This window comes from Mucilaginibacter ginsenosidivorans (assembly GCF_007971025.1).
Classification (GTDB): Bacteria; Bacteroidota; Bacteroidia; order Sphingobacteriales; family Sphingobacteriaceae; genus Mucilaginibacter; species Mucilaginibacter ginsenosidivorans.
In genome coordinates, this window is record NZ_CP042436.1 from 1,915,969 (window position 1) to 1,942,472 (window position 26,504).

The 26,504-nt window shown below is 47.3% G+C and carries 30 protein-coding genes; 9 read left to right on the top strand and 21 right to left on the bottom strand.

Annotated elements, in window-relative coordinates; genetic code table 11:
- Nucleotides 1-132: 132 nt before the first annotated feature.
- Nucleotides 133-1,653, top strand: coding sequence for a GH3 auxin-responsive promoter family protein (locus FRZ54_RS08780; protein WP_147031253.1), 1,521 nt, complete (start codon nucleotides 133-135; stop codon nucleotides 1,651-1,653).
- 21 nt (nucleotides 1,654-1,674) lie between these two features.
- Here the strand turns inward: FRZ54_RS08780 and FRZ54_RS08785 are convergent, their stop codons facing one another.
- The 3 genes from FRZ54_RS08785 to FRZ54_RS08795 form a co-directional block, all read right to left on the bottom strand.
- Nucleotides 1,675-2,136 (bottom strand): GNAT family N-acetyltransferase, encoded by a 462-nt coding sequence (locus FRZ54_RS08785; protein ID WP_147031254.1) that lies wholly within the window; start codon nucleotides 2,134-2,136, stop codon nucleotides 1,675-1,677.
- A 37-nt stretch (nucleotides 2,137-2,173) separates the two neighbouring features.
- Nucleotides 2,174-2,638: a GNAT family N-acetyltransferase gene (locus FRZ54_RS08790; protein ID WP_147031255.1), complete on the bottom strand. Its 465-nt coding sequence runs from the start codon at nucleotides 2,636-2,638 to the stop codon at nucleotides 2,174-2,176.
- A gap of 79 nt (nucleotides 2,639-2,717) precedes the next feature.
- Entirely contained in the window at nucleotides 2,718-3,059 is a 342-nt protein-coding gene (locus FRZ54_RS08795) for a hypothetical protein (RefSeq protein WP_147031256.1), read from the bottom strand.
- A 200-nt stretch (nucleotides 3,060-3,259) separates the two neighbouring features.
- Here FRZ54_RS08795 and FRZ54_RS08800 point away from each other — a divergent pair, with 200 nt between their 5' ends.
- Nucleotides 3,260-3,646 (top strand): hypothetical protein, encoded by a 387-nt coding sequence (locus tag FRZ54_RS08800; RefSeq protein ID WP_147031257.1) that lies wholly within the window; start codon nucleotides 3,260-3,262, stop codon nucleotides 3,644-3,646.
- A gap of 1 nt (nucleotide 3,647) precedes the next feature.
- Nucleotides 3,648-4,040 (top strand): hypothetical protein, encoded by a 393-nt coding sequence (locus tag FRZ54_RS08805; RefSeq protein ID WP_147031258.1) that lies wholly within the window; start codon nucleotides 3,648-3,650, stop codon nucleotides 4,038-4,040.
- Between the two features lie 6 nt (nucleotides 4,041-4,046).
- Here the strand turns inward: FRZ54_RS08805 and FRZ54_RS08810 are convergent, their stop codons facing one another.
- Nucleotides 4,047-4,286 carry a hypothetical protein gene (locus tag FRZ54_RS08810; RefSeq protein WP_147031259.1) on the bottom strand — a complete coding sequence of 80 codons (240 nt, stop codon included), beginning with the start codon at nucleotides 4,284-4,286 and terminating at the stop codon, nucleotides 4,047-4,049.
- A 21-nt stretch (nucleotides 4,287-4,307) separates the two neighbouring features.
- Between FRZ54_RS08810 and FRZ54_RS24415 the strand changes: the two genes are divergently transcribed.
- Nucleotides 4,308-4,451: a hypothetical protein gene (locus FRZ54_RS24415; protein ID WP_187359798.1), complete on the top strand. Its 144-nt coding sequence runs from the start codon at nucleotides 4,308-4,310 to the stop codon at nucleotides 4,449-4,451.
- Here FRZ54_RS24415 and folP read toward each other — a convergent pair.
- Nucleotides 4,448-5,305, bottom strand: a complete 858-nt coding sequence (folP, locus tag FRZ54_RS08815; protein WP_228462664.1) for a dihydropteroate synthase — start codon at nucleotides 5,303-5,305, stop codon at nucleotides 4,448-4,450. The genes FRZ54_RS24415 and folP overlap by 4 nt on opposite strands.
- A gap of 181 nt (nucleotides 5,306-5,486) precedes the next feature.
- Here folP and FRZ54_RS08820 point away from each other — a divergent pair, with 181 nt between their 5' ends.
- From FRZ54_RS08820 to FRZ54_RS08835, 4 genes are read left to right on the top strand one after another with little or no spacing between them, the layout of a single operon-like run.
- Complete coding sequence (locus tag FRZ54_RS08820) at nucleotides 5,487-5,969, top strand: DUF1599 domain-containing protein (RefSeq protein ID WP_147031260.1); 483 nt, start codon at nucleotides 5,487-5,489, stop codon at nucleotides 5,967-5,969.
- Nucleotides 5,966-7,114, top strand: coding sequence for a BT_3928 family protein (locus FRZ54_RS08825; protein WP_147031261.1), 1,149 nt, complete (start codon nucleotides 5,966-5,968; stop codon nucleotides 7,112-7,114). The genes FRZ54_RS08820 and FRZ54_RS08825 overlap by 4 nt, the downstream gene beginning before the upstream one ends.
- A gap of 4 nt (nucleotides 7,115-7,118) precedes the next feature.
- Nucleotides 7,119-8,177: an ABC transporter permease gene (locus tag FRZ54_RS08830; RefSeq protein WP_147031262.1), complete on the top strand. Its 1,059-nt coding sequence runs from the start codon at nucleotides 7,119-7,121 to the stop codon at nucleotides 8,175-8,177.
- Nucleotides 8,178-8,186: 9 nt separating this feature from the next.
- Nucleotides 8,187-8,690 carry a shikimate kinase gene (locus tag FRZ54_RS08835; RefSeq protein ID WP_147031263.1) on the top strand — a complete coding sequence of 168 codons (504 nt, stop codon included), beginning with the start codon at nucleotides 8,187-8,189 and terminating at the stop codon, nucleotides 8,688-8,690.
- Between the two features lie 348 nt (nucleotides 8,691-9,038).
- Here the strand turns inward: FRZ54_RS08835 and FRZ54_RS08840 are convergent, their stop codons facing one another.
- The 12 genes from FRZ54_RS08840 to FRZ54_RS08895 all read right to left on the bottom strand — a co-directional run bounded on the left by FRZ54_RS08840 (nucleotide 9,039) and on the right by FRZ54_RS08895 (nucleotide 20,063).
- The gene (locus FRZ54_RS08840) at nucleotides 9,039-9,554 is read right to left on the bottom strand and encodes a phosphoribosyltransferase family protein (RefSeq protein WP_147031264.1); all 516 of its coding nucleotides are present in this window, start codon (nucleotides 9,552-9,554) and stop codon (nucleotides 9,039-9,041) included.
- 113 nt (nucleotides 9,555-9,667) lie between these two features.
- Nucleotides 9,668-10,066, bottom strand: coding sequence for a hypothetical protein (locus FRZ54_RS08845; protein ID WP_147031265.1), 399 nt, complete (start codon nucleotides 10,064-10,066; stop codon nucleotides 9,668-9,670).
- A 78-nt stretch (nucleotides 10,067-10,144) separates the two neighbouring features.
- A complete protein-coding gene (rlmD, locus tag FRZ54_RS08850) occupies nucleotides 10,145-11,563 on the bottom strand; it encodes a 23S rRNA (uracil(1939)-C(5))-methyltransferase RlmD (protein ID WP_147031266.1) in 1,419 nt (472 codons plus the stop codon).
- Between the two features lie 472 nt (nucleotides 11,564-12,035).
- On the bottom strand, nucleotides 12,036-12,245 hold the full coding sequence (locus FRZ54_RS08855) for a hypothetical protein (RefSeq protein ID WP_147031267.1): 210 nt from the start codon (nucleotides 12,243-12,245) through the stop codon (nucleotides 12,036-12,038).
- An 11-nt stretch (nucleotides 12,246-12,256) separates the two neighbouring features.
- Nucleotides 12,257-12,472, bottom strand: a complete 216-nt coding sequence (locus tag FRZ54_RS08860) for a hypothetical protein (protein ID WP_147031268.1) — start codon at nucleotides 12,470-12,472, stop codon at nucleotides 12,257-12,259.
- Nucleotides 12,462-12,917 carry a hypothetical protein gene (locus FRZ54_RS08865; RefSeq protein WP_147031269.1) on the bottom strand — a complete coding sequence of 152 codons (456 nt, stop codon included), beginning with the start codon at nucleotides 12,915-12,917 and terminating at the stop codon, nucleotides 12,462-12,464. Before FRZ54_RS08865 ends, FRZ54_RS08860 begins: the two co-directional genes overlap by 11 nt.
- 54 nt (nucleotides 12,918-12,971) lie before the next feature.
- Nucleotides 12,972-14,321 (bottom strand): cell envelope integrity protein CreD, encoded by a 1,350-nt coding sequence (creD, locus tag FRZ54_RS08870; protein WP_228462665.1) that lies wholly within the window; start codon nucleotides 14,319-14,321, stop codon nucleotides 12,972-12,974.
- A 52-nt stretch (nucleotides 14,322-14,373) separates the two neighbouring features.
- Nucleotides 14,374-14,679, bottom strand: coding sequence for a winged helix-turn-helix domain-containing protein (locus tag FRZ54_RS08875; protein ID WP_147031270.1), 306 nt, complete (start codon nucleotides 14,677-14,679; stop codon nucleotides 14,374-14,376).
- A complete protein-coding gene (locus tag FRZ54_RS08880; protein ID WP_147031271.1) occupies nucleotides 14,676-15,344 on the bottom strand; it encodes a hypothetical protein in 669 nt (222 codons plus the stop codon). Before FRZ54_RS08880 ends, FRZ54_RS08875 begins: the two co-directional genes overlap by 4 nt.
- A 98-nt stretch (nucleotides 15,345-15,442) precedes the next feature.
- Nucleotides 15,443-16,801: a right-handed parallel beta-helix repeat-containing protein gene (locus FRZ54_RS08885; protein ID WP_147031272.1), complete on the bottom strand. Its 1,359-nt coding sequence runs from the start codon at nucleotides 16,799-16,801 to the stop codon at nucleotides 15,443-15,445.
- Nucleotides 16,802-17,367: 566 nt separating this feature from the next.
- Nucleotides 17,368-18,975: a DUF1593 domain-containing protein gene (locus FRZ54_RS08890; RefSeq protein WP_147031273.1), complete on the bottom strand. Its 1,608-nt coding sequence runs from the start codon at nucleotides 18,973-18,975 to the stop codon at nucleotides 17,368-17,370.
- A 446-nt stretch (nucleotides 18,976-19,421) separates the two neighbouring features.
- Entirely contained in the window at nucleotides 19,422-20,063 is a 642-nt protein-coding gene (locus tag FRZ54_RS08895) for an FISUMP domain-containing protein (RefSeq protein WP_147031274.1), read from the bottom strand.
- Nucleotides 20,064-20,386: 323 nt separating this feature from the next.
- Between FRZ54_RS08895 and FRZ54_RS08900 the strand changes: the two genes are divergently transcribed.
- On the top strand, nucleotides 20,387-22,810 hold the full coding sequence (locus FRZ54_RS08900) for a M1 family metallopeptidase (RefSeq protein ID WP_228462666.1): 2,424 nt from the start codon (nucleotides 20,387-20,389) through the stop codon (nucleotides 22,808-22,810).
- A 412-nt stretch (nucleotides 22,811-23,222) separates the two neighbouring features.
- On the opposite strand, the gene FRZ54_RS08905 is transcribed toward FRZ54_RS08900, so the two are convergent.
- The 4 genes from FRZ54_RS08905 to kbl are packed head-to-tail and all read right to left on the bottom strand — an operon-like array spanning nucleotide 23,223 to nucleotide 26,455.
- Nucleotides 23,223-23,807 (bottom strand): TetR/AcrR family transcriptional regulator, encoded by a 585-nt coding sequence (locus FRZ54_RS08905; RefSeq protein ID WP_147031276.1) that lies wholly within the window; start codon nucleotides 23,805-23,807, stop codon nucleotides 23,223-23,225.
- A gap of 3 nt (nucleotides 23,808-23,810) precedes the next feature.
- On the bottom strand, nucleotides 23,811-24,227 hold the full coding sequence (locus FRZ54_RS08910) for a Rieske (2Fe-2S) protein (protein WP_147031277.1): 417 nt from the start codon (nucleotides 24,225-24,227) through the stop codon (nucleotides 23,811-23,813).
- Nucleotides 24,224-25,258, bottom strand: a complete 1,035-nt coding sequence (pheS, locus tag FRZ54_RS08915; RefSeq protein ID WP_187359799.1) for a phenylalanine--tRNA ligase subunit alpha — start codon at nucleotides 25,256-25,258, stop codon at nucleotides 24,224-24,226. The genes FRZ54_RS08910 and pheS overlap by 4 nt, the downstream gene beginning before the upstream one ends.
- 6 nt (nucleotides 25,259-25,264) lie before the next feature.
- The gene (gene kbl, locus FRZ54_RS08920; RefSeq protein WP_147031279.1) at nucleotides 25,265-26,455 is read right to left on the bottom strand and encodes a glycine C-acetyltransferase; all 1,191 of its coding nucleotides are present in this window, start codon (nucleotides 26,453-26,455) and stop codon (nucleotides 25,265-25,267) included.
- Nucleotides 26,456-26,504 lie beyond the last annotated feature (49 nt).

Sequence of the window (26,504 nt, forward strand, 5' to 3'; positions counted from 1 at the left end):
ATTTGGGGTTTGTTATCAGGCATTGGATAATGCGGGAAACCAACGACCAATGCTACGAAGCAAATGCCAGCGAAGCGGAGTGACCAATGCCTAATGACCATTGACCATTGACCAATGACTATCGCCTGAAATATGCCAATTATCAACTCTGTATTTACCTGGTTCATCAAAAAGCGTATCCACCAGATAGAGCTTTTTAAGAAATATCCCAATGAAGTGCAGGAAGAATGGTTCGAGCAATTGATATCAGAAGCGGAAGGAACCGAATGGGGCAGGAAGTATCATTACAAGGATATAAGCAGCCTTAAAAATTTTAAGGAACAGGTGCCCATTCAAAATTATGACACCCTGAAGCCCTATATCGAAAGGATGCTGAAGGGCGAGCAAAATGTGCTTTGGCCCACCGAGATCAGGTGGTTTGCCAAATCGTCAGGTACCACCAGCGACCGCAGCAAATTTATCCCGGTGAGTGAGGAATCGTTGGAGGAATGCCATTTTAAAGGCGGCAAGGATATGCTGACCCTGTATTTCAACAACCGGCCAAATGCGAGGATATTTACTGGAAAATCGTTAACACTTGGCGGCAGCCACCAGGTGAACCAGCTTTATGCTGACACTTTTTTTGGCGATCTGTCGGCGGTGATCATGAAAAACCTGCCGCTTTGGGCCGAATTTTACCGCACACCCCATCTTGATATAGCCCTGCTGGAGAATTTTGAAGAGAAAATAGAAAAGATGGCCCACGCCACTAAAGATGTGAATGTGACCAGCCTGAGCGGCGTGCCAACATGGAATATCCTGTTATTTAAACGCATACTCGAAATAACGGGCAAAAGCAACCTGCTTGAAGTATGGCCGAACCTGGAACTATACTTTCATGGGGCGGTGAATTTTACGCCGTATCGCGAGCAGTTCAGGCAGCTGATACCAGCCGATGATATGTATTACCTGGAAACCTATAACGCCTCGGAGGGCTTTTTTGGTTTGCAGGACCAACCCGATTCGGACGATATGCTGCTGATGCTGGATTACGGCATATTTTACGAATTTTTGCCGCTGGAACACCTGCACGATGAAAATCCGAAGACACTCTCGCTTGATGAAGTGGAGCTGGGAAAAAACTACGCACTCATTATAAGCACCAACGCCGGTTTGTGGCGTTATATGATAGGCGATACCATCCGCTTCTCATCGCTTTCGCCATACCGGATACAGATAACCGGCAGAACCAAACATTATATAAATGCCTTTGGCGAGGAACTGATCATCGACAATGCCGAACGTGCACTGGACGAGGCCTGCAGGCAAACCGGCGCCATCATCAAAGAATATACCGCCGCCCCCGTTTACTTTAAAGGCGACGAATGCGGCGCGCATGAGTGGGTCATCGAATTTGAGCAAAAGCCTGCTGAGTTCGACCGCTTTGTCGACTTGCTGGACGAAACACTGCGCCGCATCAACTCCGATTACGATGCCAAGCGCTTTAAAGATATGGCCCTGCGCCGCCCCATTGTGCGCGTTGCACCGGAAGGTACCTTCTTTAACTGGATGAAAGAAAAAGGCAAACTCGGCGGTCAGCATAAAGTGCCGCGCTTAGCCAATGACCGCGAGTATATCGATTCGATATTGTTGCTGATGGAGTTGGTGGGGTAAGCGGGCGTCGTTTATCAGCGGTCACAACTTTTTTCCAAAACAAACGCTTGTTTCCATCCCCACATAAGGGCCGTAGTTCGGGATCATTTCATAACCCTGTTTTTCATAAAAGGCAATGGCCTCCAGTTGTTTGTTGGCGGTTTCCAGGATAGCCGAGGAATATCCTTCTTCTTTTGCCCATACCTCCAGCTCATTCAGTATAGATGATGCCAGCCCCTGGTTGCGTTCGCCGGTCTTAACAAACATCCGTTTTATCTCAGCCGTATTTTTATCGATCCTTTTAAAGCATCCGCAACCCGCGGGGGCGTCGTTTACATAAGCTATCACTACAGTGTCGAGGTTGCTTATCTGGTTAAATTTGTCGTATACCACCTGCAATTCGCCATACTTTTCGTGCAGCTCGTGGTTAAGCAATGCTGCCAGGTAGGGGAAGTCCGGGTCGTTAGCCTCGGTCCGTTTTATCGTGATCGATTTTGCGGGCATGGTCGCGTGTCAAATCCTGCCCTAAGATAATGAAGAATTACAATTTTTTACGCATGCAAATGCTGTTATCCAGGCCATCGTAGGGGCCATAGTTGATGGTGGTGGCATAGCCCGACCGTTCGTAAAGGTGAATTGCCTCCGGCTGTTTCCGGCCGGTTTCGAGTATAGCGTGAGTAAAACCTTTTTCCCTCGCCCATAGTTCCAGTTCGTTCAGTATGCGGGTGGCAATACCCAGGCCGCGATGCGACGGTTCAACGTACATCCGTTTGATCTCGACCGTGTTATCGCTGAATTTACGGAAGCAGCCGCAACCTACTGCCTGCTGTTCGTCATAAGCGATAACTATGGTATCTACATTGCCTACCTGGTTTAATTCGTTGTAAATTGATTGCACGGTACCATAACGTTCGCGCAAGTCATGGTCCATCAAAACCACGAGGTATTGAAAATCGCGGTTGGCGCTGTCGGTTCGGAGCAACGTAACCAGGCTGTTTTTGTTCATAAGTTAAGCAGACCATTAAAGCATATTACAATGCCACAATGTTTTCGACACTAAAAGTAAATAATTAGAATGAAAACTGTCAGGATATGGTGCTAATTTTATGGGAAACGGCACCGCTATTTACAGCAAAGGCCTCCCTTAAAACGGCCTTAATGCGCAACCACAGATTTTTACGCACCGGCGTTGCGTTTAAACCGTCGCCGGGCAGCTCGTCTGCCGGGGTATCATTGGGGTTATCGGCAAATTCTTCAAAATTTTCGCGAAGTACCTTTTCGCGGATATCGGGCACACGATTTACGATCTCATCGAGTTCTGTAAGCTCGCTAAGGGTAGCTGTGCCTGCCTTTTGCCTTTTGATGAGGATATAGTACCTGTCCTGCGAGAAGGTGCGGCGTTCAAGTTTTTTGCGGAAATAAGACATATTAAATACTTTCCGAAAAGCATACAACAAATGCAATGCCGATTATTTAACCAATTAATAATCAATATATTAAACGAATAAATATTGTGTCAAATGATCTATTTTGATACAATATGCTGTTCGTTTTCGTACGGGGTAAGGAAAAAAGATATGAGTTGTTACATAGTATCGAAAATGCCCGTAATGGTAAAAAAGCGATTATGAGAAAGTTACTGGTTTCGCTGGCCTTAACGACGGTCATTTTTACATCCTGCAAAAAAACGGAAATATCACCAGGCCTTATTGGAAAGTGGGAATTGAGGCATGCATCCGGAGGATGGGGGCACGATTCGACGTATGTCGCCGGCAACGGGAATATTTATCAATTTAATCCGGACAGCACCTACAAACTATACGACAACGGGGCGCTAACCTCGTCTGGCAGGTTTCATATTCGTAAGGGCAACAATTTCCAGGTACCATCTTTAAACACCATTTATTTTGATAACAGCGCCTATGGCGATGTTATAGAGATAAACGCGACTAAACTGACCATAGGAACCACGATTGCCGACGGTGTTGCTTATGAATATGTAAAGATAAAATAATATGAAAAGGTGTTTTTTACTCATTGCTGTGCTGATAACTGTCACGGCCTGCAAAAAAGATAAAGTAATTATATCTCCGGGTCTTTTCGGCAAATGGGAGATGCGGCTGAAAATGGGCAGCATAGCCGGGTTCGATTCGACCTTTAAAGCCGGTAATGGGCGGATATTGCAATTTAAAAGCGACAGCACTTATTTGCAGTACAGCAAAAACAGGGTTGTTAACCGGGGCACGTTTCATATCAGGCCAAGTGATTTTCCTTCGCCGGGCTCAAAGGCGATATCCTTTGATGGCAGTGGTTATGCAGATGTTTTCATCCTGAAGGGCGATAGCCTCCAGATAGGCATGGATTTCGATGACGGGGTAGAAACCCATTATGTGAAGATATCAGATTAAACATAGTTATATGAAACGGATTTTGATGATGGTTGCCGTGGTATGCAGTTTTACCGCGTGTAAAAAAACAAAAACATTGCTCCTGTAATTTTCGGTAAATGGGAATTGCATAGCAGGCATGGGGGCAACATTACACCGCCTGATACCACATATAGAGTGGGCAACGGTAACATTTTGCAGTTTAACAGCGATAGCACCTTTAAACAGTACTTTGACGGTACGCTGGTGTACCAGGGAGTTTTTCATATCAAAAAAAACGGTTATTCGATGAACCAACACACTTATGATGAATTATACATTGGCAACAACGCCAATTTTACGTCGCTGATAAGTATTGCCGGGACGCTTATGACGCTGACGCCCCTGGTACCCGATGAGGGTACAACGGAGTATATTAAACTCGAGAATTAATTACCTACCGCGGCAGTATATATTTTAACCGCTTCAACTGCCTCCTTTACATCATGCACACGCAGGATGCCGGCGCCTTTCATCAGCGCTATAGTATTTAATGCAGTAGTGGCGTTTAATGCTTCTTCGGCAGTACCGCCGGTTACGCTGTAAACCATGCGTTTGCGGGATACGCCAACAAGAATGGGTAATTGCAGCATCGCCAGGCCCTGCAGGCGGTTCATCAGGGCGTAGCTTTGCCCGGGCATTTTGGCAAAGCCGAAACCGGGGTCGATGATGACATCGTGTACACCCAGTCGGGTTAATTGATAGGTTCGCTCCGCGAAATAATCAAGTACTTCTATAAAGATATCGTCATATTTTGCCAGCTGGTTCATGGTTTGCGGAGTGCCCTTCATGTGCATCAGGATATAAGGCACCTGAAGTCGCGCTACCATGGCAAACATATTTCCGTCCAGTTGCCCGCCCGAAATATCGTTAATGATGTGCGCGCCAGCTGCGATGGCCGCTTCGGCGACATTGGACCGGAAAGTGTCAATAGATAATATCGCATCCGGCTGAGCTTTTGCAATCGCCTCTACAACAGGTAATAACCTGTCCGTTTCCTCCTGTTCCGAATTATCATCCGCCCCAGGGCGTGACGAGTAGGCGCCGATATCAAGCATAGCTGCGCCTTCGTTCAGCATTTTTTCCGCCTGCTGCAAGGCTGATGAAACATCCATTTTTCGGCTGCCTGCATAAAAGGAGTCGGGCGTGATATTAATAATGCCCATCACCCTTGGTTTGGCCAGATCAATGAGTTTACCTCCCGCATTGATGGTTCCTTTTTTGCGAAAAAATGTATCTTTAGCCACGGTTTTGGTTGTAACGTTGTAATGTTGAAAGGTTGTAAAGTTACTCTACTTTTATAATCCTTTATAGCTATCCGGCTCAACATTTCAACTTTCCAACCTTGCAACTTTCCAACAAAGTAACACATTGAGTAACACAGCAGCAGAATACGACGCGGTAATAAAAAATTGCAAAGGGCTTTTTATGAAAAAGACCCGCGATTACGGTACCGCCTGGCGCATATTGCGTATCGAATCCATCACCGACCAGATATTTATCAAAGCGCAGCGCATACGCACGCTGGAAGAAAAGAAAATATCGAAGGTGGACGAGGATATCACCGGCGAATATATCGGCATCGTAAATTACTGCCTTATTGCCATGATGCAGCTGGATAGCGGTCCGGATACACCTACCGAGCTTTCGGTGGAGCACGTGAGCAAACTTTTCGACGAAAAGGCGAACGAAACGCGCGACCTGATGTTTGCCAAGAACCACGATTACGGCGAAGCCTGGCGCGACATGCGCGTAAGCTCGATGACCGACCTGATACTGATGAAGCTGCTCCGCGTAAAACAGATAGAAGATAACAAGGGCCTTACCCTGGCGTCGGAAGGGGTGAAAGCCAACTACCAGGATATGCTGAACTACGCCGTTTTCGCGTTGATAAAATTGGGAGTAAAATGAGAACTAAACTAGTTTGGGTTTGCAGGATATTAGTCGGGTTGCTGTTTATTTTTTCTGGGCTGATTAAGATCAACGACCCGCTTGGGTTCTCGTACAAACTACAGGAATATTTCGAGGTGTTCCACATTACTTTCCTGGATAGTTTCGCGCTTATTATAGCCATTATTTTATGTACGCTGGAAATCGTTTTGGGCTTTGCTCTGCTCATTGGTATCCGGGCGGTCTCGGTTGCCTGGGGGTTGCTGCTGCTTATTATTTTCTTCGGGTTCCTTACCTTCTATTCAGCGTATTTCAAAGTGGTGCAAACCTGCGGCTGCTTTGGTGACGCGATACCTCTTACGCCATGGCAGTCATTCAGTAAAGACATGGCGCTGCTGGTGCTGGTGTCGGTGATATTTGTTAATCGCAGGAGCATCAAACCGCTTTTCAGTGCGCAAAACGGCGACCGGGCTCTGTACGCGTCTATTATTGTCGCCCTGGGCATTGGTTTTTATACCTATAGTTTTTTGCCCGTGATCGATTTTCTGCCTTATAAAATTGGGGCCAATATTCCGGCCGAGATGGTCACCCCGCCGGGGGCCAAGCCTGATGAGTATGAGATCACCTACAACCTTAAAAACAGCAAGACAGGCGAAACTAAGACGATGACCGATAAGGAGTACATCAAAAGTAATATCTGGAAAGATAATAACTGGACGGTGGTGGGTAACCCAGAAAGTAAACTGGTTAGACGTGGTTTCACCCCTAAAATAATCGACCTGAACATTAAGGACGCACAAGGGAACGATTACACGAAGGAACTGTTCGCTAATCCGTTCAACAACCTCATCATTGTGGCTTACGACCTGGGCAAGACCAACCTGGACGCGATGGGCCAGCTAAATGCGTTGGCCATTAACCTGGCGCAGAATTACAACACCCGTACGGTGCTCCTGACCTCGAATTCGCCGGCGGATGCAGAGCAGTTCAGTAAGAAGAACCATTTGATAATGGAGGTGTTTTATGCCGACGCCGTGCCGCTGAAAACTATGATACGCGCCAATCCAGGCATATTTTTAATGAAGAACGGCACCGTCATCAATAAATGGCACTACCATTCGATACCAAACTATGATAACCTGGTGAAACAGTATTTTCAAAAATAAAGCGATGATCGGCTACCTGCTCCGGAAAATTGGATATGGGTCCGCAGTAATGCTGGGGATTGTGGTAGTGGTGTTTTTCCTGTTCAATATTTTACCGGTGGACCCGGCGCGGATGACGCAAGGCCAACGCGCGGATGTGCAGTCGCTGCAGGCGGTACGCAAGGAGTTTGGTTTGGACAAACCTGTTCCGGTGCAGTTTGCCTATTATATCAATGACCTTTCGCCCATTGGTTTTCATGACCGTACGCCGGAAGAACAGCAGCGCTATCATTATGTCACCCTGCTACCGGTATCGAAAGCCAAAGTTATCGCACTGAAATGGCCCTATCTCCGCCGTTCGTACCAAACGCATAAGGAAGTTGCCCCTTTGCTGATGGGCGTAATACCCAACACGCTGATACTGGCCACCACCGCCATGATATTTGCGATACTGATTGGTGTATTTTTGGGGACGTTAAGCGCCGTACATCAAAACACCTGGATAGACAGGCTTTCGGTAGCCATTTCGACACTTGGTATTTCGGCGCCTTCATTCTTTGCAGGGATACTGATCGCGTGGATATTCGGCTTTGTGCTAACCAAATATACCGGTCTCAACATGTCGGGCAGTTTGTATAGCTACGATCCTTTTAAAGGCGAGATGATCACGTGGAAAAACCTGGTGCTACCGATGGTGACATTGGGTCTGCGGCCCTTGGCTATTATCGTGCAGCTTACACGCAGCGCCATGCTTGACGTGATGGGGCAGGACTATATCCGTACCGCACGCGCGAAAGGCTTGGGCGAGCGGGCCGTTATTTATCGCCATGCTTTGAAGAATGCCCTTAACCCCGTGATAACGGCTATTGCCAACTGGTTTGCTTCGTTGCTGGCAGGTTCGTTTTTTGTGGAATATGTGTTCGGCTATAACGGATTAGGCAAAACTACGGTAGATGCGCTTGAAATGTCCGACTTTCCGGTTGTAATGGGCTCTATTCTGTTTATTACTTTTATTTTTGTGGTCATTAACATCCTGGTCGACTTCCTGTATGTGTGGATAGACCCGAGGGTAAAACTGACCTGAAATTAAACTATGAAGATATTCCTCACCGGTTTTATGGGCAGCGGCAAAACCACACTGGGCCGCAAACTGGCCGCCCGTATGAACTATGAATTTATCGACCTTGACCATAAACTGGAACAGCAGGTAGAATTGAGCATAGCCGAATATTTTACACTTTTTGGCGAAGATTCCTTCCGCAAGCTTGAAGCTGAAGTGTTGCGTAAAACGCCTTACCCTGAAAATGCCATTATATCCACCGGCGGCGGACTGCCCTGCTTTTTTGATAATATGGACTGGATGAAAGCCAACGGTAAAGTGGTTTATCTTAAGCTTTCACCGAAGACGTTAGCCGACAGGCTGGAGTCGGGAAAGGAGGAACGCCCATTATTGCAGGATAAACATGGTGATGCGCTGGTGGAATTTATCGAGCATAAACTTGCTGAACGGGAACCCTTTTACGCCCAGGCCAACATCATCGCTGATGGTTTGAGTTTAACTGCGGAACGGATGGAGCAGATATTGATTGTTGAATAGTGCATCAAAAAAGGCTGTCATGCTGAGCCTGTCGAAGCATGGGCGTAAAGGCCTACGTGGACTCTTCGATGAGGTAATCCCGTCATAGGACATCAGGAAGAAGAGGACTTTTCGTTAAACTGATGAAAGTACCCCCGCTCAATTGGCGCGGGGCCTGTTACTTTTGGCTTGATCCAAAAGTAACCAAAAGATCAAGTCATTCCGAAGCTTCTACCCGCCCTGCCGCTTCTTAACGCTTTTTCGGTTACGACCCGAAAAAGCTAAAGCGACATTCCCGCCTTTACCCCGGCCCGCCGGAATGACAGCCCAGCGCTTTTAATGCCAAAACTTCCTTCTCTAATTTTTATCCTACATCAAATACACCGCATCCTCTTTTCCAGACTCATTCAAAACAACATCTACATGCTCCTTTAAAACGGTTGAGAGGGCTATGCCGGCGTAATCCGTAGTTACGGGGAAGCTTTTGTGGTTGCGGTCTATCAGCACTACGGTACGTAGCTTTTTCAACGGCACATCAAGGAATACACCGAAGCCATAGGCAAGTGTTTTGCCGCTGTTCAGCACGTCATCTACCAAAATAACGGCCTTGTTGTGGCATATTTGTATGTCGGTATCAGTTACGGCCTTCAGGCTGCTACTTTGCTTGTCCAGCTCGATGGTCATCAGCGTGCTTTTGAAAGGGGCTATCTTGTCCAGGATAGCCTTCAGTCTTTCGGCAAGGTAATTTCCGCGCGGCTTAATACCTGCTATGATTATTTCCTGTTCATCAAAATTATCCTCGAGCAATTGGTACGCGATACGATCGATCTTTTGTTCTATCTGGTGATGGTCGAGTATGAGGAGTTTTTTGTCGGATGTTTTCATCTTGTTAGAAAGTTGTAAGGTTGGAAAGTTGAAATGTTATTACCTCGTCCAAACTTGTTGTAAAGATATAAGCAACTTTGCAACATTCAAACTTTTCAACTTTACAACAAAAATCAATCTTTCTGATAAGGGTAATATACGAAATTGGCCCCCTCGGGCACGATGACGAACATGCACATAAAGTCATCGGGGTTTTTGTACGATTTAATGAAACGTTCTTTCAGTATTTCCTTGATGATCCCTTTCTCTACAAATTCTTCCAGTGTGGATGCCTGTATGGTCCATTCCGTATTCAGGTCGTGGCGGTCCAGTATCAGTTCCCCCAGCTTTACTTCGTGCTGGTGCGCAACGAAAATGGGGTAGCGCGATAAGCCTTCCACCATGATTTCGACGGCCACTTCGTGTATCGATTCACTGTATAGTTTCAGGTCTTTTTCCAAACTCACCAGCGGACTTTCTTTTTTTCCTGCTTCCTGGCTATTGCCCTCGTTTAATAATTCTTCCGGATCCATATTCTGTCTGAACTAAGATTTATAAGATTCAGGTATCATAAGATAACTATTATATTTCGACTGATCTCTAATCACAAGTTAACTAATCACCAGCAACACCACATTTTCCACATGCTGCGTATGCGGGAACATATCGACGGGCTGTATTTTCGCCACATCATATTTCTCCTTCAACACAACCAGGTCGCGGGCCTGCGTGGCAGGGTTGCAGCTTACGTAAACTATCTTTTCCGCCCCGATCTCCATCAATCTTGCCACTACATCCGGGTGCATGCCCGCGCGCGGCGGATCGGTGATGATAACATCCGGCTTGCCATGCTGTGCGACGAAATCAGCATTCAGCACATCCTTCATATCGCCGGCGTAAAATTTGGTATTGGTGATGTTGTTGATCTGCGAATTGATCTTCGCATCCTCTATCGCCGAAGGCACATATTCAACCCCGACAATTTCCTTCACCTGACCGGCTATAAAATTGGCAATGGTACCAGCGCCGGTGTACAGGTCATAAACCAGCTCATCGCCTTTAAACCCGGCGAAGTCGCGGGTTATTTGGTAGAGCTTTAGAGCCTGTATTGAATTGGTTTGATAGAACGATTTCGGCCCGATGCGAAAACGCACGGTTTTGCCGTTGCCGTCTATCATTTCCTCGTAAATATATTCCGGTCCGCGCCAGGCTACTACCTCCTGGTCGAAGATGGTGTCGTTTTTCTTCTGGTTGACGATGTATAACAGCGACGTGATCTGCGGAAAAGTCTGATCGATAAACCCCATCAGCCCGTCTATCTGTTCCTGCGTGGTATAAGCAAACACCACGATCACCATCAATTCGCCGGTTGACGAGGTGCGGATGATCAGGTTCCGTAAGGCCCCTTCGTGATGCTTAAGATTATAAAAGCTCATGCCCTGTTGTTTGGCATAGTCGCGGATGCGGTTACGCAGATCGTTTGATGGGTCGGCCTGCAGGTAGCAATGCTGTACATCCAGTATCTTATCAAACCTGCCGGGAATATGAAAACCCAGCGCATCCATATCGGGCGTTTCATCCGTGCGGTTCTCGCCGTCGTTCAGCCAGCGTTTGTTTGAGAAGGTAAATTCCAGCTTGTTACGGTAATACCTGTCAGCAGGCGATGGCGCAATAGGCAGCATGCCGCTCACATCAATTTTTGCCAGGTGACCCAAAGCACCTTCAACGGTTTTCTGTTTGAATTTTAATTGCGCATCGTAGGTCATGTGCTGCCACTTGCAGCCCCCGCAGGTGCCAAAGTGTTCGCAAAAAGCCCCGGTACGAAAATCAGATGCTTTTTTAAGCTGTGTTATTTTTGCCTCGCCAAAGTTTTTTTTGCGGCGGTAAACCTGCACGTCGGCAACATCACCAGGCACGGCCTTATCTACAAACAGCACAAAGTCGTCGGCTTTGCCCACGCCCTTGCCTTCCTCGGCAATATCAATAATGGAAACGTTTTCGAAAAACAGGTTATTAGCAGCTTTATTCATCAGGCTGCAAATATAGCAGAAAGCTGAAAGACTAAGGCTTAAAGCAATAGACGCTTTGGTCTTTTTGCTTTAACCTTTAAATAAACAGATTCAAAACAGATTGCCAAAAGTCATCGGCTTCCAGGTCTATTTCTTCTATTTCAAATTGCTCTTCAATTTGTTCGGATACTTCGATTAATTCACGGCTCATGGGGTAAATGATTTATGTGACGCTAATATAAATATATTTATACCAAAAACCAAAATGGTATTTGATTTGTTTTGATGATGTTTGTCATTTTTTTGAAAGGTTACTTTGACGGCCGCTTTGCTATGGACTCACCCCGGCATCGCTTCGCTCGCCGACCCTCTCTACCGCAAGCGGTAAAGAGGGTTGTTTGTTTCAAAAAGCCCCCTCTTGACGAAGGAAAGAGGGGGCAGAGGTGAGTCGACTGGTCGCTTTTGCTGCCCACTCACCCAGCCACTGCGATCGTTAATAAATATGCACGGTCCTTGTTTTCCGCTCTATCAGCAAAATACAATTCATGGCCAGCAACACCATTAGTCCATCGTAAGGGAAAGCCTGGATAAGCGTGCTGTCGAAATCGCCCTGGATGCCGTTGTATATTGTCCACGCCAGGAAAATGATATTGGCGCTTATTGTCACCACACGCATGAAATTTATCAGTCGTTTATAGAACATGGCTTTTAAATTTAGTTAGATCGGTTCATGTTAGCATGGTCTGCACCTTTTACCACTAAAAATGTATTAATGATGAGTAGTGCAGCCAGTATCATGTAGCCGAGGAATTGATCGAAGGTGACAGCGAATAATTCTGTCAGCCGGTCGTATAGGATCGAAAAAATGAATATGACGTTACCACTTATGGCGATGAATTTAATAAGGTTGATGATGCGTTTAGTTTTCATTGGAATTGATAGATAGTGTTGAATCAGGCAGTGTTTCGGAATTGATTTTGGGTTCGACATTGAAATACCAGGTGCCAAGGGCGATAAGCAAGGCATTGGCCAGCATCATGACGAAAGGAAAGTCCAATAATGAATAGGATTCGATCATGGAAAACACGGAAAATGTACCAATTGTAAGCGCGATCCCTATAAAGGATATCAGGCATTTCCTAAGTAAGTTATCTTTGGTCGCCCAGGCGACCGTTTCAATAAATGCCCAAAACACCAGCCAGGTGACAAAGGAAAATATCAGCTCGATGACCAGTAAAAAAGGATAAATTCCAATTTCACTAAGGTCGCATTGACGTGGATTTGTAAACAATTGCGAAACAAAAAAAAGGACCGGTGCGATGACCGCGCTGCTCAACCATATTTTCAGGCTATACAAAAAGTGAGAATGTTTCATAATAATCATTTTAAAAATGGGCGAAGCCCGGAGGCCCCGCCCGGTGATAAGGGTTTAAGGTTTGTCCCAATTGATCTTTCTCGACGAATACATCAGCGCGGCTACGATAATGAACAGTGCGATGCTGCCCATCAGTAACGAGAGATCCTCCAGTTGAATAAGCACATAAATGAACGAGTAAAAAAGCGTTAGAATAAAGGTAAATACGACGGCCGCCTTGCCATTTTTCAGAAGCGATGCCAGGAAAGTGGCTATCAACCCTATCGTAGCGGCGGACGCGATCAAATAGGCGATGTTGTACCCCACCTGTTCGGAAAAGGAGAGCAGCAGCGTGTAATAAATGATCATGGCTGCGCCGATCAGAATATAGTTGAATACGTGCACCTTTTGCTTCCTGATCATCTCGGTAAGGAATAGCGACACGAAGGTGAGCATGATGATGAGGACGGCATATTTGCTGGTGCGCATGGTTTTCTGGTAGTCGTCGACAGGCAGCTTGAACTTTACGCCGAAAGTTGCGTCGGCTGATCTCTTGTCGTTGGTTAGCAGGTCGGTATCCTGCACCCATTGCTGCGGGAACGGACGGTTATAATACAGCATACGCCACTTGGCCGAGAAGCCTTTGTCATTTACTACGCGTGTATCAGGCAGGTACCTGCCGCCGAAGCTTGGACTGGTCCAGTTGCCTGTCAGTTCTACATCGGTAGTTTTGCCGATGTGGAGGAAATTGAGATCCTGGCTGCCTTTGATATCCAGGCTGAAAGCGAAAGGCACAGGGTTGTCCAGCAATCCCTCCAGGTTTACGGCAACCTGCAGGCTATTGGCAAACAACCGGTCGCCGGCGGCAGGTTCAGCAGTCAGGGTTTGCCTGGCGACCACAACCTGCGGGTTGGTTTTCAGCCCTTTCAGGTCGCTGATGCTGAAAAGGAGCGACGCCTTTTCAGGTATCAGTTGCTCCCGTTTCAGCGACAGCGAGGCCAGGTCGGCTTTGGTAAAATTGCCCGAAACATTGATGGTGCCGTTATAAACCGGCACAGCATAAATACCCCGGTGCAATACTTCGGAGCTGATGTTGCCTTTATAGTTAAGTTCGTTGGGCAGAACATAAAGCGTTTTGATAACCTCTGTTGTTGTCGTCTGACCCTTGCTATCGCTTTGGGTTTGCTGCTCGCGGTAAGGTATCACCAGCACCGGCCCCTGTATCAGCTGGTCGCCTGAGTACTGGTCGGTAACTGTTTTTACGGTGTCGTCCTGCCGTTGGGCACGTTCCTGTATCAGGCTGTTAATCATGGCCGAGGGTATCAGTAATACCAGTACCAGAATGCCGATGAAAATCAATTTGACCGTCACCGACTCCCTGAGCCAGTGTAAAAGTCCTTGTGGTTGCGGTTGTTGTTCTATCATGTTGATTCTATAAAAAAGTACTTTGTATTTCAAAGTATTTGGATAAAAAAATTTAAATCTTCTTTTGCTGCTTTATCAATTGCTCAAGTGCATCCAGGTGATCTTTGAAAGCTTTTTTGCCTTTTTCGGTGGCTTCGTAATTGGTATTAGGTTTGCGGCCCAAAAAACTTTTGTGCACGCTGATGTATTCCTCACGCTCCAGCCCTTTCAGGTGCGATGCCAAGTTGCCATCGGTAATATTCAGCAGCTCTTTAAGCGAATTAAAATCATAGCGTTCATTCGCCACCAGCACGCTCATTACCTGCAGCCTTACCCGGTTTTCAAAGGCCTTATCAAGTTTATCAAAAGCTATATTCACCTATCGTATTTTAAATAAATGCGGGCGCCGTAAACAATATGCAGCACGCCGAAACCAAGGGCCCAAAATAGTAAACCGTGGCCGGGTAAACAAGCGGCGATCAAACCTAAAATGATCTCGCATAACCCCAGGTATTTTACGTCGGCAAAGGTAAAGTTGCCGGCGCTGAACAAGGCGAGCCCATAGAAAATCAAGGAAGTTGCCGAAACGATGCCGTAATGATGATGCAGCAGCAGGATAAGGATGAGTATTCCTCCTGATAGCAGCGGTACGGCCATATGATACAGCAGTGATCGGCTTACAGAACCCCACATTTGCTGGCCCTTACGTTTGGCCTGGCGGTTGCTTAAGTACAGTGCCGTTGCAATGGAAGCAACAAGTACAACAGCCGCAATAGTCACTAGTTTTAATATAAGATCGGAGTAATCGTTGAAGTTGCGGTACAACGAGCCCGCGTTGTGTCCTTTAAATATCGCTTCATCCAATTTACGCGAAAAGGAATATCCCGGGTCGTCCATAATCACCAGGCCGGCAACGCCGGCTCCTAACAGCGCGTAAATACCCGCGAGTATACCTGACAACCCACTGAGGGATATGAATTTGGACGAGCGCTCCATAATGCTGCGGATGGATGCGAGCTCGTTTTGCAATTCTGTTTCTTCCATTGAAAAAGCACTTTGAGTTGCAAAGTAAATTAAAGAAAATGAATATAGCAAATTTTTGTTTGGGCGTGGTGCAGGGTGGGCGAAAATAAAATCATGCACTACAAGGCTACATGGATGTTTGAGCCCAGCAGGCCGCCGTTATCGAGCACATAGGTGAAGCCTTGCGGTACGCTGCTTATTTTTACCCCCGACACAGTTATATTATCGGTAATAAGCCCGGGAGTGGAGTTGTAAATATACAGCACGCTGCTTTTGAAGCTGGTTATCGTTCCGCCGGTTACTGTCAGGTTGCCGGGGCAATTATCCAGTTGGATGGCGGCATTACCTATGCCGTTGCCGTTGATATCGCAATTGATCACCTTTACCAGGTTTGCCTTTTGAAGGTTGATAGCAAAACTATTAGGCGACGATGTGGACAGTGTGCAAGCCGAAATAGTTAGGTTTTTTGTTTGATGCCAGGCCTGGATGCATTCCATGGCAGTACCCGAAATTTTATCGCCGGTTATCTGTATGTTATTTGAACCCATGTCGCCGTCTATCAGTTCGCCTACGGTGCCCGAGCCGGATACGACATTGTTTTGCCCGGTGCACGACTGGCAGTTAGCGTATTCTATTCCTTCCTGGCTCACATTATTGCAAATGTTTCCCTTTACGGTATTGCCCGAGCAGTCGACCATGCTAATGCCGATGGCCCCCGACGTGGTGGTATTGCTCTCGATCCGGGTGCTATTGCAGCGCCTCAGTTCCATGCCCTGGGCAGAAAGATCGGTTGGATTGACGGGCATTTTAATGGTATTGTTAGCTATTACCCAGCCCGAAGTCGTGATGGCGCTGTTGGAGAGGTTACCCCTGATGCCCACGGCCATTTGCTGGACGGTTGCGGGAGGCAGCATACTGCGGTCGACGGTATTATTGCTAAACGTACCGCCGGATGTTACCGCATTTTCGGCATTAAAAAAGAAGCCGATATAGCCCGTATTGGAGATACTGCAATAAGTTACCGATGTACTGTCGACCGCGGCGGCATAAATACCATAGGATGAAAAAGCGGATATATTGACGTGGAAGACAGCGCATTTGGAGGCAGTGATATTGATGGCGCCATAGCCGCTGGCATTGCCCGGGTTCTGGTTGTTCCAGTTCCCGGTAATTGTTCCGTTACTTACCCGCACTCCGGGGGCTGACACGGTTATGGCATAACTGTAGGGATTATTGGTGATTAGGTTGATGGTGGCGCCATTCAGATCGAGCGAATGGGTAAGTTTTAACCCGGTTACGTGGTAGGTTTTTCCCGCTTCCAGTGTAACGTCGCCGGCATTGAGCTGACTTTGAATAGCTTGCGTATCGTTGTCAATTAATACGATGTTGCCACTATCGGTACCGGCTGATTTTCGGCAGCTTGAGACAGATATAGAAAGTACCACGCATAATAATGCTATAGGTAATCTTTTTCTCATCAATAATTTACTTTAACAGGGGTTACTATACCGTTACCGATCAGTATAAAAATATAAAATTATTTGCGCAATAAAAAATAGTTGCGGGTTACAACTATGCAATAGGTGTGCCGGAGTGGGCTTTTTGGAGTTATGTTTTACGAAAGAGAGTAATGTCGGAGTTGGGATGCGGGAGTTTCAACGGGCCATCATTGCGGGGAACGAAACCATCTCCGCTCTGGAAATTCAGTAAGAAGCACGTTTTTCCGTTAAGCTGAAGAAACGATCAAGGGTTAACGTGGTTAACACAATTCGGCTCATTTATTAACTAATTATCTGATTATCAATAAATTAAATAAAATGCGTGTTAACCATAATTATTTCTTTTTCAATAGAAAATATTTTGGTTTAGCCGGCGCGGTTTTAGCTCGAATCGAATAAGCTACTTGTACACCCAATAACGGAGACCAGGGTGTTTAAAAATGGATGCGTGGTGCTGGCGTACGTAAAGCCGTGACGGCATGACGTGCGACAAGCGGGGCAATTGTATTTTCAGTATGCAACAGAAAATAAACGCCCGGCTCCAATTACCGCACCGTAACTATTACCCGCTGGTACCGGGTGAGCGATGGCGAGCCGTTGTCCGTTGCCTCGAACACCAGGTGTATCGTTTGGCCCGGCAGGGCATCCTTAGGTATCTGGGCCCCGGCCTGCATGGCGGTGGCATTAGTGATATCGACGGTGCCGGGGTAGGTGCCCGACCGGAACTGCCACCATTTTACCGTAAGGGAATTCCCGTCGGGGTCGGAGGCGGTGCCGTTGAGGCGTATCTTTTCGCCGGCCGAGGCCATGATGCTGAGGGGACCCTCGATGGTTACTACCGGTTCGTGGTTGGCGCCTGAATATTTTGGCGTTACCGACCACTTCAGCCGCGCGGCAAAATCCTGCTGTGCCGCAGGGAAAAAATTTGGATAAGCCATAGCATCCGCAACTTTATTTGCCTGCGCCGCAGACGAGCTGAGCGTGGCTGCCATAGCGCTTGATGAGGTATCACCCGTTTGAAAAAAGATATTTTTAGCATTGGGGTCAACTACTGCACGGCCGCCCCAGCCGCCGTACGATCCAACCTCGTAAGCGCGCAAGCCATTACCCAGCATATCCATAAACGTTGGGTCGTCGCCTTCACCCAGCCACGATCCCTGCTCCTGCACGGGCATCCAAACCACGTAACCCATTTTCCGCAGTTCATCAGTAGTATGCCCTGCTATGCCGAAATAGTCCATAATATCGCCCTTTACCATCTGCTTGCCATCGCCCCAAACACGGTACAAGGCGCCAAGCGGGCCCCTGCTGCTTACGTTTGCCTTCATCCAGGCAGCCGTCATGTATACCGAATCTTCCGGTTTGGCCCTCAGCTGCGCACCGTAACCGTAATTTGGCCCGCCGCGAAACTGCCGGTATTCAATACCGGGCCAGTTGGGTTTTATATACGTAGCATACGTATCGTCCTGGTCGCCCGAGGGAAGCAAAACCACTTTCCGCGAGATCTTCGCCCTGATGCGTTCCCAATCCGTCGTATACTGGTATTGCTCCTGTATCGATTTCAGCGCGCGGGCAATGGTGCTTTGCCCGCCCCAGGCGGTAATGTATAGCTGCCCCGGTTTATCATCCAACATCAGCGACCGGATGAGGTCGGAACCTGGCGAGTCCTTAGAGATATCCCCGTCGAACTGGATATTGCCATACCTTATCTTCGAAAGCAGCAGCTGGGGCGAAGGGTAGGCCGGGTTATGTATCTTTAAATTGGGGTACACTTTGGCATAGGCCTCCACCGCGTTGTGAATAAAACGCTCGTCCTTTGCCCACCGCCACGACTCGCACGGGCATAAATTTAAGCCGAAACGCGCATATTCCCTGCCTGGCACAAACCATTTGGTACCCTTCCCGTCGCCCTTCCAGTGGAAGGCGCTGCTGGCATAAACCAGGCCCTCAACCTCTACGTCGCTGCTGTAAAGCAGGAAACGGATCATCGAGTTGTTGTCATCCAGCTCGGGGTCGGCAGTTACCACAATGCGCGGCCGGGCCGGCTGGTTTACAGTTTGCGCCTGCGCGGCGTGGTGCATTGCCGGCATTATCAGCAGGGCCAGCGCATAACGGCTTATACGGGCGGATAAGCGTTTTGCATACAGGTTCATATATCGGTATTGGTTTAAAGAGGTTGTGTTAAACAATAATACCGAAAATAAATCCGAAATAACACGGTGTTTAAAAATTATTGTGTCAGAAAGACACGATAGGGGGAGGTGAATGGTGAATAGTGAATGGTGAATGGGGGCGGGCTGGCGTGGTGGAATAGCTGACTTCTCCCTACGGCAAGCGTCGCCGCCATGCGGATGCCCTGGATGGAATTAAAGAATTGCCCGGAGTTGGGTTTCTCCGCCGCAGGGTCTCCTGCGGAAGACCCTGCGGGGGGACAAAAAATTAAATTCCCCTCTTGGGAGGGGGCGCGGTGGGCAATGCGCAATAGCAGGGGGGCCGCTATGCTGATCCCTTGATGAGGTAACTGGTAAGCAGCCTGTTTACCTGTTCGGGTTGGGAAAGTTTAGCCACACGCGGCGCGTACACCGGTGAGCTTTATATGTTAATTGTCCTTAACTAAACGTATAGACAGGCGGTCATCTTTTCCAAAGGTACTTGTGTCAAAAGCCATGTCCACCTCGTTAGGGTATTCATATACCGAAACCACATAGGGAATATTCCCGCCGACATTGAAAAGAGTTTGTGTATAGAAAGCTGTTCTGTCTCCCTTATTTACGGTTTTGCCGTAAAAATTTGAGTAAAACCCTGCTGAAACAAGGTTAAAACCGCTGGAATTGGTGCCTGATTTATAAGTCCAGGTTGAGGTAGAGAGCAGCGATTTGGTTACGTTCTCATCAACAAGGGAAGTGATCTCGCTCGGAATTGCGGGAGAGCCCAGTACGCCTATTAACTTATTAAAATCGTCTTTTGTTGGCAACCTCCATCCTGCCGGAAGCTGAATGGCTTGCGCTTCGGCAAAAGTATATAGTTTGCCGTATACCGGGTTGTTAGCCTCATTGTCGTAGTTAATTCCTCCGGGGCCATTATAGTTTACTGTTGTCCAGGTTTGGCTACCAATGGTAACTGTTGGGTACTGGGTGCCGTTAATATTTACACTGTTTTTCGGTGGTACATCGCCGCTTTTCTTTGAACATGCGGTTAGTGTAAATGCGATAAGGATACTTAGGTTGAATAGATATTTCATTTAATAAAGCCAGGTTAATGCCTGCAAGATAACAAATTTTTCTAAATGCTCTAAGTTTAACTAACGGTTGTAATGGCGGAGTTGCGATCCCGATAGCTCGTTGTGTCAGAAAGACACGATAGGGGGTGATTGGTGAATAGTGAATGGGTTGCGCAGGTGCGGGGGAACAACTACTCTTTCTGCTGCGGCAGATGTAGCCGCTGCGGATAAGAACAACAATGGCTCGCTCTGCCTTTCGGTTATAGGCGGCGAAAAAAAATAAAAATAATATTTTATAGTACTATGTAATAAATAGTACTATATTTGACAAACTAATGTTAGTGATGAAAAAGATATTCCCTTTGATTGCCTTACAGATTTTACTGATTACGGCACTTAATGCACAGTCATACCAAACGCCGGATAAGATCAACGACCTGGTGTTTACACGCCTTGATGTCCGGTTCGACTATGAAAAATGTTACGTATACGGAAAAGAGTGGGTGACGCTGACGCCCCACTTTTACCAAACCGATTCGTTGACGCTCGATGCGAAGGGTATGGATATTGGCGAGGTTGCGATAATAAAGGGGACGCAAAAGTTCCCGTTAAAATTTATATACGATAGTCTTAAGCTCCGCATCAGGCTTAACAAATCTTACTCACCCGGAGAAAACTACACCTTGTTCATAAACTATACGGCTAAACCCAACCAACGGAAGGGAGTAAAGAAAAACGAACATGGTGTTTACTTTATTAACCCGCAGGGCAGGGAAAAAAATAAACCAACCCAGATATGGACAGAAGGAGAACCGGAAAGTTCATCCGGCTGGTTCCCTACCATCGACCGTCCTGATGAAAAAGCTCCTTCGCAGATCAGTATGACCGTTCCTGCTAAATACGTGACGCTTTCAAACGGAAGGCTGGCCTCGCAGAAAAGCAATTCAGATGGAACGCGTACTGACACCTGGAAGATGGAGAAGCCTAATGCACCTTATCTTTTTATGATGGCCGTAGGCAATTTTCATATCTATCATGATCATTGGCGCGGCAAACCGGTAGATTATTACCTCGATCCCAAATATGCGCCGTATGCAAAAAAAATATTCGGGGAAACGCCAGAGGCGATGGAATTTTTTTCAAAAACCCTCGGGGTCAATTTTCCGTGGAACAAGGAAGCCGAGATCGCGGTTAGCGATTATGTAAGCGGTGCCATGGAAAATACCACCGCCACTGTATTTGGTAATCCTTTCCAGGGCAGTGTACGCGAGTTAGCGGACCAATATTTCAATGCCGGTATCGAACATGAATTATTCCACCAGTGGTTCGGCGACTATGTAACCGCAAAAAACTGGTCTAACCTGACCCTGAATGAATCATTTGCCGATTTTGGTGAGATCATCTGGTTAGAGCATAAATACGGGAAGGATGCGGCAGGAGAACACGTTGCGGGAGGTTTGAACGGATATCTCGGCGACAAGAACAATTACACCAAACCTTTGGTTAATTACAATATCAAAGAACCCGCTGATATGTTTACCGGTGTAACCTATCAGAAAGGGGGCAGAATTTTAAATATGCTGCGTAATTATTTAGGAAACGAGGCATTTTATAAAGGACTACACATTTACCTTACCACCAACGCATTAAAAAACGCCGAAACGACCCAGCTTAGGCTGGCAATGGAAGAAGCCAGCGGCCGTGATTTGAACTGGTTTTTTAATGAATGGTATTTTGGGGCAGGGCACCCTGTTCTAAATATCAGTTACAAATGGGATGAGGTCTCGAAGATGGAATCGGTTTACATTCAACAACAACAGGAGGGCCAAATATTTAAAGTTCCTTTGGCTGTCGATATTTATAGTGATAGCAAGGCCGCCCGCCATAAAGTTTGGCTTGCTGATAAAAATGACACTTTGAGATTCCATTTGGACAGAAAGCCCGACCTGGTGAATGTCGATGCCGACAAGATGTTGGTGTGCCAGAAAACGGACAATAAACCGCTGGAGGAGTTAGCCTATCAATACTTTCATGCGCCCCTGTACATGGACCGGCTGGAGGCCATTGATGCGGCTGGAAAGAACCTGAGGGATACGACCGCTCAAAAAGTAATACTGGCGGCTATTAACGATAAGTTCCCCGGTTTGCGAAAGAAGGCTGTACGACTGATCGAATCGGCCGACTCGGCGATGAAGATCAAAGCCCAGCCCAAATTAGCCGCGTTAGCCCAATCGGAACAAAACAATCAAACTAAAACGGCAGTATTGCAGGTGTTGGCTAAATATAACAATGCGGAGAATTTACCTGTATTTTATTCAGCACTAAAGAGCGAATCGTACAATGTACAGGCGGCGGCGTTATTCGGAATAAGCCGTATTGACGAAACAAAGGCTATAACTGCGGCAAAAACTCTTGAAAAAGACAATGAAGGTGAATTAACGGAAGGCATTTTTGTGCTTTATGGGAAAAAGGCGGATATTAAGAACTGGCCTTTTATTTATAAACGATATACGGACGGCACACTACAGGAAAAGATACACCTGCTGAACAAGTTTGCTATAATGGTCATTAATATCAACGATTCCAATGCAACCCGGCAGGGTATTGCCGTGCTTACAGACATCGGCATTCAGTATAAATCGGATGGGGCCGCTCCATATATTATTAAATTCCTGGACAAGATAAAAGATGCCAAGAAGAAGCAAAATGATGACGCTTCTTTTAATGCCGCAAGTAAGGGCGAGGAAGAGATAAACCAGGCAAAGTAAATTAAATACCTCATCGCTTGCACACACATACGTTAAATAAAAACCAAGCTCCTTAAAAAAATTATGTCATTTCGAACGAACAGCGGGATGGTGTACCGGGGTGAGGAGAAATCTTAAACACCCTGCATAGTGCGGGTGCGAATTTTATAAGATTTCTCTTTCGCGCAGCCGCACCGACAACCCATGCTCTATCGAAATGACATTTTATTTAATCTGAGGGCGGGCTTTTCCTCCCCGGCGCACTCCTGTCACGTGTGCTCTTTAAAAATTATGTTATTTCTAACGAATAGCGAGGGTGGTGTACCGGGGTAAGGAGAAATCTTATACACCCTGCAAGCGCGGATGCAAATTTTATAAAAGTGGTGAATGAACCGGCAGATGCAGCTATCATCCATCGCCCATGGGCCATAAGCTAAACGGTTAATGCGGCTTTTACCAGGTACGGCAATATCTCTTTCTGGAAGGATACGAAGTTTTTGCGCACATCGGAGTCGCTGACAGAGGTAAAGGCAAAGCTGAACACGATGCTTTTGCTGCATTTGATGAGGAAGCGTATGCGTTGCGAATAATTGTCGCTTTTGCGCATGCCCCCGCCCAATTGCATAAAGGAGCTTACCAGCAGGTCCTCGAGCTCGTTGGATAGGTTGCGCAGGAACTCCTGCGAGTTAGCCGATTCGCGGATGAAGTCCCAGCCGATAAATTCGTTACAAACGGTGTAGCTGAGGCGGCAGGTTTTCATGATGAGGTTGTTAAGGTGCGCCTCTTCGTCTATCTCGTTCATGTTGCCGTGCACCAGTTCGTCCACGTTCACTTTAATGTACTCCATCAGCAGGGCGTGCAGCACGGCCTCCTTGCTGTCGAAGTATTTGTAGATGGTGGCTTTGGCTATCCTGGCCTTTTTGGCAATTTCGTTTACGCTTGTTTTGTGGTACCCGAATTTGCGAAACAATTCCTTCGCGGCTCCCTTTATACTTTCCTTTATCTTGTCGGCTTCCATGTATCAGTTTGATACAAATATCTCAAAATTACTCACATTTACACTATATGTGCGTAACGAGCGTGTGGCGGGGGCCTTTACGGGCGTGCCGTCGATGAGTGAGAACTTGGAGCCTGAGCAGGGGTCGGTTGCGGTAAGCGTGTTATTATCGAGGTTGACGGCGCAGTGATTTTGAGGCTGATAACTGCTGCAGCGGTCGTACGCGGCATAGGATTGGTCGGCCTCGCGGTACAGGATAAGCCCTGCCACGCCGTAGCCATCGATAATTACGGCGCCACCGGGGCTATGGAGGGCGGCCAGCCGCGGGTCGTTGATATTTGCCTGGAAGTTGACCGACACGTTGGGGATGACGTCGCCCCCTTTGCCGCAGGCAAAAAAGGTGGACATCAATAACGCCAGCAGGGCAATTTTACGCGTCATATTATTTCTGTCTGGAACTGCTTTAAAAAGCGTACGTCGTTTTCAGAGAATAAACGCAGATCGCGTATCACATATTTTAAATTGGTGATCCTTTCTATACCCATACCGAAGGCGAAGCCGGTGTATTTCTTGCTGTCGATACCACAGTTTTCCAATACGTTCGGGTCGACCATGCCGCAGCCCAGTATTTCCACCCAGCCGGTATATTTACACATATTGCAGCCCGGACCGCCGCAAATGGTGCAGCTGATGTCCATTTCGGCCGACGGCTCGGTAAACGGGAAATACGACGGGCGGAACCTTACTTTGGTGCCTTCGCCGTAAAGCTCCTGCACGAAATGGTAAAGGGTTTGTTTAAGATCGGAGAAGGATACGTTCTCGTCCACGTACAGGCCCTCCACCTGGTGGAAAAAGCAATGCGCGCGGGCCGATATAGCCTCGTTGCGGTAAACGCGGCCGGGCATAATAGCCCTGAATGGTGGTTTGCCGCTCTCCATCATCCGCACCTGTACCGACGAAGTATGTGTACGCAAAGCGATATCGTCCTTACCGCTGTTCTTTTTGATGAAGAAAGTGTCCTGCATATCCCGCGCAGGGTGCTCTTCGGGGAAGTTCAGTGCCGAAAAATTATGCCAGTCGTCCTCGATCTCGGGTCCTTCGGCTACCACGAAACCCAGGCGCTTGAAAATATCGATGATCTCTATACGGGTTAATGATAGCGGGTGACGCGAGCCCAATTCAAAGCCTTCGCCGGGTAAAGTCAGGTCAATATCAATGTCTTGGCTCTTGGCTCTTGATTCCTGGCTCTCTTTAAGTTCAGCGTATTTCGCTTCGGCTAACTGCTTAAACTCGTTCAGCACTTTACCCAGCACCCGCTTTTCTTCGGGACTTACGGTCCTGAATTCGTCAAACAGGTCCTTAATAATACCCTTAGTGCCCAGGTACTTTATCCTGAATTCTTCCAGTTCCGCAGCATTTGCCGGGTTGGCGGCTTTAATTTCGGCTGTGTATTGGTTTATTTTGTCCTGCATAATGTCTTATTTGATAACCCCTAATTCTCTCCCCACTTTGGTAAACGCTGCTATGGCCTTATCCAAATGATGCATGTCGTGCGCGGCAGATATCTGTACACGTATCCTCGCCTTGCCCTGCGGTACTACCGGGTAGTAAAAGCCGGTCACATAGATTCCCTCATCCAGCATTTTGGCGGCAAACTCCTGGCTCAGTTTGGCGTCGTACAGCATTACCGGTACTATGGGGTGAACACCCGGTTTGATGTCGAAACCGGCCTCCGTCATTTTGCTGCGAAAGTATTGTGTATTTTTTTCAAGCTTATCCCGCAGTTCCGTAGTCTCACTCAACATATCCAGCACCGCTATGGATGCGCCCGTAATAGCCGGCGCAAGCGTATTGCTGAACAGGTATGGCCGCGACCGCTGCCTCAGCATGTCAATAATTTCCTTACGGCCCGAGGTAAAGCCACCCGATGCACCCCCCAGGGCCTTGCCAAGCGTGCCTGTAATAATGTCGATCTTGCCCATCACATTGTGATGCTCGTGCGTGCCCCTGCCCGTTTTGCCCATAAAACCCGAGCAGTGGCTCTCGTCTATCATCACCAGCGAATTGTATTTTTCGGCCAGCTCACATATCTTATCCAATTGCGCAATGGTCCCATCCATGCTGAATGCCCCATCGGTAACGATGATACGGTGACGGCAGTCCTGCGTTGCTTTTAGTTTTTCCTCCAGGTCGGCCATGTCATCATGTTTGTAGCGCTGGCGCTGCGCCTTGCATAGTCTCACACCGTCGATGATCGACGCATGGTTGAGTTCGTCCGATATGATGGCGTCCTGCTCGTTAAACAAGGGCTCAAAAACACCGCCATTAGCGTCAAAGGCAGCTGCATATAAGATCGTGTCCTCTGTACCAAGGAACTCCGCTATCTTAGCTTCAAGTTGCTTGTGAATATCCTGTGTGCCGCAAATAAACCGTACCGACGATAGCCCGTAGCCGTGCGTGTCCATTACTGCTTTGGCAGCATCTATTACCTTTTTGTTGCCCGAAAGCCCCAGGTAATTGTTGGCGCAAAAATTGATAACCTCCTTGCCTCCCTGCACCGTTATATCGGCGCCCTGTGGGCTGGTAATAATGCGTTCCCGTTTGTAAAGTCCGGCGCTTTCTATCTCAGCAAGCTCCTTTTCCAGCACTGGTTTCAACGTGTTGTACATAGTGTGTTATTATTGAGGTTGCAAAATTACATTTTTTTGGCCGATTGAT